General features: G+C 69.9%; 12 protein-coding genes. 7 read left to right on the top strand and 5 right to left on the bottom strand.

Annotated elements, in window-relative coordinates:
• Positions 1–123: 123 nt before the first annotated feature.
• A complete protein-coding gene (locus HF999_RS13765) occupies positions 124–726 on the bottom strand; it encodes a TetR/AcrR family transcriptional regulator (protein ID WP_168546417.1) in 603 nt (200 codons plus the stop codon).
• A 78-nt stretch (positions 727–804) separates the two neighbouring features.
• On the opposite strand from HF999_RS13765, the gene HF999_RS13760 reads away from it, so the two are divergent.
• Positions 805–1338, top strand: coding sequence for a pyridoxamine 5'-phosphate oxidase family protein (locus tag HF999_RS13760; protein ID WP_168546416.1), 534 nt, complete (start codon positions 805–807; stop codon positions 1336–1338).
• Positions 1339–1374: 36 nt separating this feature from the next.
• On the top strand, positions 1375–2061 hold the full coding sequence (locus HF999_RS13755; protein ID WP_168546415.1) for a DUF899 family protein: 687 nt from the start codon (positions 1375–1377) through the stop codon (positions 2059–2061).
• A 521-nt stretch (positions 2062–2582) separates the two neighbouring features.
• Here the strand turns inward: HF999_RS13755 and HF999_RS13750 are convergent.
• A complete protein-coding gene (locus HF999_RS13750; RefSeq protein ID WP_168546414.1) occupies positions 2583–3230 on the bottom strand; it encodes a heme-binding beta-barrel domain-containing protein in 648 nt (215 codons plus the stop codon).
• A gap of 115 nt (positions 3231–3345) precedes the next feature.
• Positions 3346–4365, bottom strand: a complete 1020-nt coding sequence (locus HF999_RS13745) for a LacI family DNA-binding transcriptional regulator (protein ID WP_168546413.1) — start codon at positions 4363–4365, stop codon at positions 3346–3348.
• Between the two features lie 134 nt (positions 4366–4499).
• Between HF999_RS13745 and HF999_RS13740 the strand changes: the two genes are divergently transcribed.
• The 5 genes from HF999_RS13740 to HF999_RS13720 are packed head-to-tail and all read left to right on the top strand — an operon-like array spanning position 4500 to position 8681.
• The gene (locus HF999_RS13740) at positions 4500–5498 is read left to right on the top strand and encodes a substrate-binding domain-containing protein (protein WP_168546412.1); all 999 of its coding nucleotides are present in this window, start codon (positions 4500–4502) and stop codon (positions 5496–5498) included.
• Between the two features lies 1 nt (position 5499).
• A complete protein-coding gene (locus tag HF999_RS13735) occupies positions 5500–6465 on the top strand; it encodes an ABC transporter permease (RefSeq protein WP_168546411.1) in 966 nt (321 codons plus the stop codon).
• Entirely contained in the window at positions 6462–7256 is a 795-nt protein-coding gene (locus tag HF999_RS13730) for an ATP-binding cassette domain-containing protein (protein ID WP_168546410.1), read from the top strand. Before HF999_RS13735 ends, HF999_RS13730 begins: the two co-directional genes overlap by 4 nt.
• Complete coding sequence (locus HF999_RS13725) at positions 7246–8076, top strand: PfkB family carbohydrate kinase (RefSeq protein ID WP_210733797.1); 831 nt, start codon at positions 7246–7248, stop codon at positions 8074–8076. The genes HF999_RS13730 and HF999_RS13725 overlap by 11 nt, the downstream gene beginning before the upstream one ends.
• A complete protein-coding gene (locus tag HF999_RS13720; protein WP_376766494.1) occupies positions 8058–8681 on the top strand; it encodes a nucleoside/nucleotide kinase family protein in 624 nt (207 codons plus the stop codon). Before HF999_RS13725 ends, HF999_RS13720 begins: the two co-directional genes overlap by 19 nt.
• An 84-nt stretch (positions 8682–8765) precedes the next feature.
• Here the strand turns inward: HF999_RS13720 and HF999_RS13715 are convergent, their stop codons facing one another.
• Entirely contained in the window at positions 8766–9071 is a 306-nt protein-coding gene (locus HF999_RS13715; protein WP_068573081.1) for a DUF1416 domain-containing protein, read from the bottom strand.
• Between the two features lie 12 nt (positions 9072–9083).
• Positions 9084–9911, bottom strand: a complete 828-nt coding sequence (locus HF999_RS13710; protein WP_168546408.1) for a sulfurtransferase — start codon at positions 9909–9911, stop codon at positions 9084–9086.
• Positions 9912–10052 lie beyond the last annotated feature (141 nt).

Here is a 10052-nt window from a genome sequence, read left to right as displayed (position 1 = left end):
CCTCGCCCGCGCCTGGACCCGAGTGATCTACCGCTGCTGGCAGACCCGCACGCCCTACGACCCCACCCTCCACGGAGCCGCCAGAATCATGCAATCCGCGGCCTGAGGTTGACTCAGGAAGTGTCATGTCCCCATCGTGCCGCGCCCGGCTCGGTCGTGCAGGATTCCCGCGATCGCGGTGTCGACGGCGGCCTCGGCGAGCGGCCACTGTTGATCGCCCGGGAGATGGTGGAGCGGTCCGCGGAGCGCCATCTCGGCGAAGCCGTGCACCATCGACCAGCAGGACCAGGTCGCGGACCGTCGGGCCTCCGGACGGAGCAGGCCCGCGTGCACGAGCAGGTCCAGTGACTGCGAGAGGGCCACGTACGGCGGTATGGCCGAGAGGGATTCGGGATCCGGGGCCTCGTCTCCGAAGAAGCAGACCGAGAACCAGCCGGGCTCGGCCAGCGCGAAGGCGATGTAGCCGAGGCCCACTGCCCGCAGGTGATCCCTCGGCCCCTGATCGGGATGGACGGGCATCGCGTCCGCCATGCGCTGTTGGATCGCCGCGCTGACCGCCCGCAGTAGGGCGAGGCGGTCGGGGAAGTGGCGGTAGGCGGCGTTCGGGCTGACCCCCACGCGGCGGGTGACCTCGCGGATGGTCAGGGCCGACGGTCCGCCGGCGCGCGTGACCTCCAGTCCCGCGTCGACGAGCGCCTGCGCGAGGTCGCCGTGGTGGTACGCCATGCTCTTGTGCCCCCTGCCACCCAAGTGTACGGTGTGAACATAGCAGATGTGGACGCTGTGAACATGGAAGGGGTCGCCATGACCACGAGTATTGGACCCGTTCCGGTGCTGCACACCGGCTTCAGCACTCCGGGCGCCGTCGCCACGCCGTGGGCGGATGTCGAGCGGATCCTGGACGACGCCGAGATGTTCTGGCTCAGCACCGTGCGTGCCGACGGAAGCCCGCACGTGTGTCCGCTACCGGCCATGTGGTGGGACGGTGCGCTGTACTTCGTGACCGGTTCCGAGGAGCAGAAGGCCGTCAACCTGGCACGGGACCCACGCTGTGTGCTCACCACCGGGAGCAACGAGTATCTGCGTGGGCATGACGTCACGGTGGAAGGTTCCGCGGAGCGGTGCACCGACCGCGCCGTGCTGGAAACGCTCGCTCGGATGTGGGAGTCCCGGCTCGACTGGCCCTACGACGTGGACGACGCGGGCTTCCGGCATCGGACGGAGGGGCGGGCCCCGAACCCCGACGCCGCCTCGCTCCCCGTCTTCGGGGTTCGGCCCGTCAAGGTCCTGTCGTTCTCCCGCGGTGACGAGTTCGCCCAGACCCGCTACCGCCCCTGACCGTTCGAATGTCCCACCACCGGAGAGGAATCCACCATGACCGCCGTTCCGCCCGTCGTCGACCGTGAGACCTGGCAGCAGCAGATCGACGAGCTGCGCGCTCGAGAGAAGGCCGCCACTCGCGAGCTCGACGCCATCGCCGCACAACGTCGCAGGCTGCCCGCCGTGCGGTTGCCCGAGTACCGGCTGATCGCCGAGGACGGCTCCGAGGTGAGCCTCGCGGATGTCTTCGACGGCAGGAGTCAGCTCATCACCTACCACCACATGTGGACCGACGGCAGTCAGTGGCAATGCCCCGGATGCACCGGCGCGACGGCGAACCTGTCGCGGCTGGATTTCCTGGGCAGCTGGGATGCGCGGATGGTGGTGATCACCAACGGCCCGATGGACGAGGTGCTGGAATACAAGAAGCGCGTCGGGAACACCATGACGTGGTACTCCACCAACGGTTCCGGCTTCGGGGCCGAGGTGGGCGCCGGCCCCGGCGGCGGCTTCGCCTACAACACCTTCGTCCGTGACGGCGACACCGTCTACCACCTGTGGCAGACCTTCGGGCGTGGTGCCGAACAGGTTTCGTACACCTTCGGCCTGCTCGACGTGCTGCCCTACGGTCGGCAGGAGGAGTGGCAGGACGTGCCCGAGGGCTGGCCGCAGGGTCCCACGTACTCGCGGTGGGCGTCGTCGAAGCAGATCGCCGAATGGTACGGCGAGAAGACCTCCTGACCTGCGTTTTCGCTCTCCGGGAAATTCCATTGCCGACGGTGTCGCGCGGGCGTAGCGTCGGAGGCGTCAATCGAAAGGAGGTGGTCCGAGAAATGGTGAATTTCAGGACTGAGGAGGTGGCCGCCGCCTGACGGCGGTCGCCCACCTGGAATGACGGAGCCCCCTCCGGCGCGTGATGTTCACGCCCGGAGGGGGCTTCCGTCTGTGCGGGCCATCAGCCCGCGAGTGGCGTGATCGCGGCCCTCGTCCGCGATCAGCGCCCGCGCCAGATCCGCGTCGTACCGCGCTTGCACGGTGATCCAGTACATCTCGGACAGTCCGAGCACACGGGTGTGGAGTTGGCACGGCGTCGAAGCATTTCGGGTGCGGATGGGCTCCCGCACCCGTTTCACCCGAGTGCACCCGGCGTGCCGGGTGCGACTGCGCGCAATGGGTGCGGATGGCTTCCCGCACCCGTTCTGCCCGCACCCGTTCTGCCCGCACCGGTCCTACCTGCGGCCGGGGTGGGTGGAGCGGCGGAGTCAGCCGGCGTAGCGGGCCAGCTTGGCGCTGAGGCGGGGGATGAGCGCACCGTCGGCATCGATGCGTTCCTCGACGTAGGCGAGGGAACCGCCCTGGTCGACCAGGCCGTACAGGCGCTTGGACGCGCCGGCCAGCGGGGAGGTCTTGGAGCGGATGACCACGTCGGCCTCGAGTTCCCATGCGGTCTGGGAGACGGGCTTGCCGTAGTACAGCTCGACGATGCCGCTGGCGTGCGTGACGACGAATTCGATCTCGTCGTCCTCGCCGATCCGCCAGAAGCCGGCCTCGCGGAGATCGGGCTCGGAGAACTCGCCCTGGTCGTCGAGCTTCCACGACCGCGACTCCCAGGAGAGGAAGTTCTGACCGTCGTGGCTGACGACGATCTGCTGGCCGAAGTGGTAGTCGCCGGACTCGTCGTGGCCCTCGCCCTCGCCGCGCCAGACACCGACGAGCGGCAGGAGGCCCAGGAGGCCCGCGTGCAGGTCGGGGCCTTGCCGCAGGTTGGCCGTGTCATCGGCGAGGGGCAGTCCCGGGAGGTTCGAGATGTTGCGCGACGAGGTGGTCTCGGACCGCTCGATCGCAGCATCCAGTGCCTCTTGGCCGGAACCGGCCGGCGCGCCGGACGTGGGCGTGGCCTCGTCGCTCACGGGCGACTACTGGCCGTCGGTGAGGACGCGGTACAGCACGAACACGGCGAACGCGAAGATCGCGACCGATGCCACCGCCATGAGGATCTCGAAGAAGATGACCATGCCGTCGATACTAGACCCCGCCCGGCGCGCGCTCACAACCGCACGAGTCGCGGTGGTGGAAGGTGGTGGGCAGCCGCTCGACGCGCCGCGGACCGTCGAACCCGTCGATCCGCTCGACGAGCAGGTCGACGGCCCGTCGACCCATCGATTCGACGTCCTGCGCGACGGCGGTGAGCCCCGGCGTGAACAGGTCCGACCACTCGAAATCGTCGTAGCAGACCAGCGCGACGTCCTGCGGGACGCGCAGTTCCAACTCCCGCAGGGCGCGCATCACGCCGACCGTCATGGCGTTGTTGAGCGCGATCAGGGCCGTGGGGCGCGGGCCGCGGCCGCGGAACATGGCGAGCGTCTGCGTGTACGCCTCGTCGACGCTCGAATCGCCGCAGCGCAGGTGCCGCGGGGCGGCGTGCAGTCCGGCGGCGGCCATCGCCGTGACGAACGCCTCGGACCGCTCGACGGAGGATTGGATGCCGCGGCGGCCCGTGATCGCGCCGATCCGCTCGTGGCCCAGCTCGATCAGGTGGGCGGTCAGGCGCGCCACCGGCTCGGAGCCCTCCGACGCCAACTGGTCGACGGGGGCCGAGGACAGGCGGTCGATGAGGACCAGGGGGGTGCCCGCGCTGCGGATCATGGGAATGGTGGCGCGCTCGGCGCGGGGCGCGGGGGCGAGGATCAGGCCGTCCGCGCGCCGATCGAGCAGCGAGCCCACGAGCGCGGCCTCGGTGGTCGGATCGTCGTGCGAGTCGCCCATCATCAAGGCGTAGCCGAGCTCGCCCGCGCGGGATTCGATCGCACGCACGAGCGGCGCGAAGTAGGGGTTTTGCCAGGCCGAGATGCTCAGTGCCAGAACGCCGGAGCGCGAGGTGGCGAGCGCTGCGGCGAGTGCGTTGCGGCGGTAGCCCGTGGTGGCGATGGCCTCGAGCACCGCCTCCCGGGTGCGCGGGTCCACCCGACGCGTCTCGTTGATCACATGGGAGACGGTGCTGATCGACACGCCCGCTTCCGCGGCGACGTCGGCCATGTTCCCCATCGCACCATCATGCCCGGGCCGTTCCGCGGTACGCAAGCGCTTGCGCAAACCCTTGCGCGTATCCCAACTGCGGGTATAGCGTTTTGCCCACCCGGAAACATGTGATTCAGCACACACTCGATCGGAGCCCCCCAATGAGCAATCGGAACACCGTGCGCATCGCCGCGATCTGCTGCGCCCTCACCGTCGGCCTCACCTCGGTGGCCGCCTGCAACCGCGACGGCGGGTCGTCCGGCGGCGTGAAGGTGGGACTCATCACCAAGACGGACACCAACCCGTTCTTCGTGAAGATCCGCGAGGCCGCCAAGAAGGAGGCCGAGGCGAAGGGGGCGAGCCTCGTCGCGCTCGCGGGCAAGTTCGACGGGGACAACGAGGGGCAGGTCGCCGCCATCGAGAACCTGGTCAGCCAGGGCGTCAAGGGCATCCTCATCACCCCCAACTCGTCGAGCGGCATCCTGGCCGCGATCAAGAAGGCGCGCGACGCGGGCGTCGTGGTGATCGCGCTGGACACCGCGACCGATCCGGAGAACGCCGTGGACGCGACCTTCGCCACCGACAACAAGGAGGCCGGGCGCCTGCAGGGCTCCTGGGTCAAGGGCGCGCTCGCCGGGCGGACCCCCAAGCTGCTCATGCTCGACGGGACGCCGGGCGGCACCGTCGACACCTTCCGGCACCAGGGCTTCCTGGAGGGCATCGGGCTCACCGAGACCAGCCCCGAGGTGGCTGGTAAGGAGAACACCAACGGCGACCAGACCAAGGCCCAGACCGCGATGGAGAACCTGCTTCAGCGCGTCCCGGATGCCAACTCGCTCTACACGATCAACGAGCCCGCGGCGGCCGGCGGCTACGAGGCGGCGAAGAAGGCGGGCAAGGCCGGTCAGCTCCTGATCGGTTCCGTCGACGGCAGCTGCACGGGCGTCCGGAACGTCAAGGCGGGCATCATCGGCGCGACGGTGCTGCAGTTCCCCGCGAAGATGGCCGAGCAGGGTGTCGACGCGGTGGTCGCCTTCGCTCAGAACGGCACCAAGCCTTCCGGATTCACCAACACCGGCTCGCAGTTGGTGACCGACAAGCCCGTCGCCGGCGTCCCGTCGAAGGACACCGCGTGGGGCGAGCAGAACTGCTGGGGCTGACGTGTCGGCCGGTGCCCTTCCCTCCGCCTTCCGAGGGCTCGCGCGCGAGCCGCTCGCAGGCCCGCTCGCCGCGCTCATCGTCGCGTGCGTCGTGTTCTTCATCCTCACACCGCAGTTCGCGACGGGCTACAACATCTCGCTGATCCTGCAGCAGACCATGGTGATCGGGATCCTCGCGGTCGCGCAGTCGCTGATCATCCTCACCGCCGGCATCGACCTGTCGATCGGCGCGACGTGCGTGCTCGGCACCGTCGTCCTGGCGAAGGTGGCGGGCACCGACCCGATCCTCGCCATGGTCGTCGCGCTCGGCGTGTGCATGCTCATCGGCGCGATCAACGGCGCCCTGGTGACGGTGCTCAAGCTGCCGCCGTTCATCGTCACGCTCGGCATGTTCACCATCGTCGCGGCGGCCACGCAGCTCTATGCCGGCTCGCAGACCTACCGCGTCGCCGACGGTCCGCTCACGGCGCTCGGTACGGGCTTCAAGTTGTTCGGATTCCCGCTCACGCTGGGCCTGCTCGTGCTGCTGATCGTGTACGCCGTGGCCTGGTACGTGCTCAACCGCACGGCCACCGGCCGGCACGTGTACGCCGTGGGTGGCAACCCCGTGTCGGCGTCGCTGGCGGGCATCAAGACCTCCAAGACGGTGTTCGGCGTGTACCTCGCGTCCGGTGTGATCGCCGCGATCGCGGCGTGGGCGGCCCTCGGGCGCATCCCGACGGCCGACCCCAATGCCTTCCAGACCGCGAACCTCGACACCATCACCGCGGTCGTGATCGGCGGCACCAGCCTCTTCGGCGGCCGCGGCTCGGTGCTGGGCACGCTGGTCGGCGCGCTGATCGTCGGGGTGCTGCGCAACGGGCTCACGCTCGTCGGGATCGACAACCTCTACCAGAACGTCGCGACGGGCGTCCTCGTGATCGCCGCCGTTGCGCTGGACCAGATCTCGCGCAGGAGGCTGCAATGAGCGCGCAGGACGCCGGGCCCGTGCTCGAGGCGAAGGGCCTGGTGAAGAAGTACGGGCAGGTCGAGGCGATCGCGGGTGCCGACTTCGAGCTCCGCGCCGGCGAGGTGCTCGCCGTGATCGGCGACAACGGGGCCGGCAAGTCCAGCCTCATCAAGGCGCTCTCGGGGGCGCTCATCCCGAGCGAGGGCGAGATCCTGCTCGACGGTGCGCCGGTCCACTTCAAGAGCACGCTCGACGCCCGCAACGCCGGGATCGAGACCGTCTACCAGGACCTCGCCGTGATCCCCGCGCTCGACATCGCCGCCAATGTCTACCTGGGCCGGGAGCTCCGCAAACCGGGGATCCTCGGCTCGGTGTTCCGGCAGCTCGACCGCAAGGCGATGCGCGATGCGGCGGCCGGCCACCTCGCGGACCTCAAGATCGGGATCAAGTCCCCGACGCAGGCCGTCGAGACGCTCTCCGGCGGGCAGCGACAGGGCGTCGCGGTGGTGCGGGCGGCCGCCTTCGGGAAGAAGGTGATCATCATGGACGAGCCGACGGCGGCCCTCGGCGTCCGGGAATCGGGCCAGGTCATCGACCTGATCCGGCAGATCCGCGACCGCGGCACGCCCGTGATCCTGATCAGTCACGACATGCCGCACGTCTTCGAGGTGGCCGACCGGATCCACGTGCACCGGCTCGGCCGGCGCGCCGCCGTCGTCGACCCGAAGCAGCGCAGCATGGCCGAGGTCGTCGCGCTCATGACCGGCGCGCTCACGCCGACCGACGAGGAGGCGGCGGGTGGACCGTAGGCCGTCGGGCCTGTTCGTGGGGCTCGCCACCGTCGACGTGATCTCCAGCGTCGAGGAGACGCCCCCGCGCAACGGCAAGGTCACCGCCGTCCGTCAGGACGTCTCCGGCGGTGGTCCCGCGCTCAACGCAGCCGCGGTGTTCGCAGCGCTGGGCGGGCGGGCGGTGCTCGCGGCCCCCGTCGGCGACGGCGCCCTCGCGCGTCTCGTCCGCGACGACCTGGCGGCGTGCGGGGTCGAGCTCCTCGACCTCGCATCGCCGGGCTTCGGGCCGCCCGTCTCCGCGGTCACGGTGCACGCCCCCACGGGGGAGCGGCAGGTCGTCTCGTTCGACGGCACCGGCTACCCCGACCTCGTGCCGCCGATCCACGCGGAGGGCTTCGACGTGCTGCTGCTCGACGGGCACGGCCCCGCCGCGGCCCGCGCGGCGATGCGGAGCGCCGTCGCGGCGTCCGTGCCGATCGTGCTCGACGCCGGCCGCTGGCGTCCCGTCTTCGCCGAGCTCCTGATGTACGCCGCGCACGTCATCCGCTCGGCGGACTTCCGGCCGCCCGACGGTGCCGCCGTCACCGGTCCGCCGGTGGTCGCCGTGACCGACGGCGCCGGGCCGATCCGGTACGAGATCGAAGGGGTCGCGGGCACCCTCGAGGTCCCGGCCGTGCCGGTCGTCGATACGCTCGGCGCGGGCGACGTGCTGCACGGCGCGTACGCGTTCGCGATCGCGCGGGGCGATGCCCCGGTGGACGCGCTGCGGTTCGCGGCGGCGCGCGCCTCCGACAAATGCCGATACCCGGGGGTGAGGGCGTGGCTGGCGACGCTGTGACGGACGAATTGCTGTCCTGCGCACGGGAACTCGTCGCGCGCCCGGGGCGCTCACTGCTCGGGATCGCCGGATCCCCCGGATCGGGGAAGTCCACGCTGGCCGAGCGGCTCGTGGCGGCGCTCGGCGACGACGCCGTGCTCGTCCCCATGGACGGCTTCCACCTCGACGACGCCGTGCTGCGCCGGCACGGCAGCTGGGAACGCAAGGGCGCCATCGACACCTTCGACGACGCGGGCTTCGCGGAACTGCTCCGCCGACTGCGTGCGGGCACGGGCACCGTCTACGCCCCGCGGTTCGACCGCGCGCTCGAGGCCTCCATCGGCGGCTCCATCGAGGTGGCGCCGGACGTTCCGCTCGTGGTCACCGAGGGCAACTACCTGCTCGCCGATGCCGGCGCGTGGCCGCAGGCGCGGGCCGCCCTCGACGAGGTGTGGTTCCTGCGCATCGACCCCGCGCTGCGCCGCGAGCGACTCATCGAGCGGCACATGCGATTCGGGCGCACGCCCGCCGAGGCCCGCGAGCGGGCCGACGGCTCCGACGAGGCGAACGCCCGCCTCATCGAGGCCACGGCGGTCCGAGCCGACCGCATCGTCGACGGGTCGTGACCCCCAGAACGCAATTGAACACCGTTATGGAGAATCCCACCTGCGGGTTCGCTCTCCATAACGGTGTTCAATTGAGGGGGGTGGCTACTTCGAGACGGTGATGTCCTGGTTGTAGACGCCGTTGGCCTCGGGGGAGACCTGGGTGTCGCCGTTGCCCACGGAGGACAGGGCGCGCAGCGTCCAGGTGCCCGGCGCCGCGAAGAAGCGGTAGTCGCCGGTACCGGAGGCCACGACCTCGGCGGTGAACTCACCCGTGCCGTCGAGCAGACGCACGAACGCGCCGGCGACGGGGTTGCCGGCCGCGTCGAGGACCTGTCCGGTCAGGACGGTCTCCTTCTCGACATCGACACCGGCGGGAAGGACCTGGCCCTGCTTGGGAGCTCCACACATGATACGAAATCCTTACTTCTCGATCGGGGCGCCGACGAGGGAGCCGTACTCGACCCACGAGCCGTCGTAGTTCTTGACGTTCTTCTTGCCCAGGATCTCCTGCAGCACGAACCAGGTGTGCGAGCTGCGCTCGCCGATGCGGCAGTACGCGATGGTCTCCTTGGTGTCGTCGAAGCCCTTCTCCGCGTACAGCGCGGCGAGGGCGTCGTCGGACTTGAAGGTGCCGTCCTCGTTGGCGGTGGTCGACCACGGGATGTTGATCGCGCCGGGGACGTGGCCGCGCTGCTGCGCCTGCTCCTGCGGCAGGTGCGCCGGCGCGGAGATCTTGCCGGAGAACTCGTCGGGCGAGCGCACGTCGATGAGGTTCTTCTTGCCGATCGAATCGATCACCTCGTCGCGGAAGGCGCGCAGCGACAGGTCGACGGGCTTGGCGACATAGGTGGTGGCCGGGCGGGTCACCGCGTCGGTCGACAGCGGGCGGCCGTCGAGCTCCCACTTCTTGCGGCCGCCGTCGAGCAGCTTGACGTCCTGGTGGCCGTACAGCTTGAAGTACCAGTAGGCGTAGGCCGCGAACCAGTTGTTGTTGCCGCCGTAGAGGACGACGGTGTCGTCGTTGCCGATGCCGCGCTCGGACAGGAGTGCGGAGAAGCCGTCCTGGTCGAGGAAGTCGCGACGGATCGGATCCTGCAGGTCCTTGCGCCAGTCGAGGCGCACGGCGCCCTTGATGTGGTTGTCGTCGTAGATCGACGTGTCCTCGTCGACCTCGACGAAGACGACACCCGGGGTGTCGAGATTCTGCTCAGCCCAGTCTGCGGAGACCAGGACATCGGAGCGAGCCATGAGGATCCCTTTCGTTGAGTCCATGACGTGCGGAATGAAGGCGCGAACGCTACTTCGAGGGGTGCGCGGAGAGCGCTGGGAGGGCGGAACGGATGCATCGCGATACGCGGTGGAGAGCACCCTGCCCGGGGAGAGAACGGG

Origin of the sequence: Tsukamurella spumae, from assembly GCF_012396015.1 — a bacterium.
Taxonomy (GTDB): domain Bacteria; phylum Actinomycetota; class Actinomycetes; order Mycobacteriales; family Mycobacteriaceae; genus Tsukamurella; species Tsukamurella spumae.
Note: the sequence above shows the minus strand (reverse complement) of the source record. Positions and strands in the feature narration are given on the sequence as shown.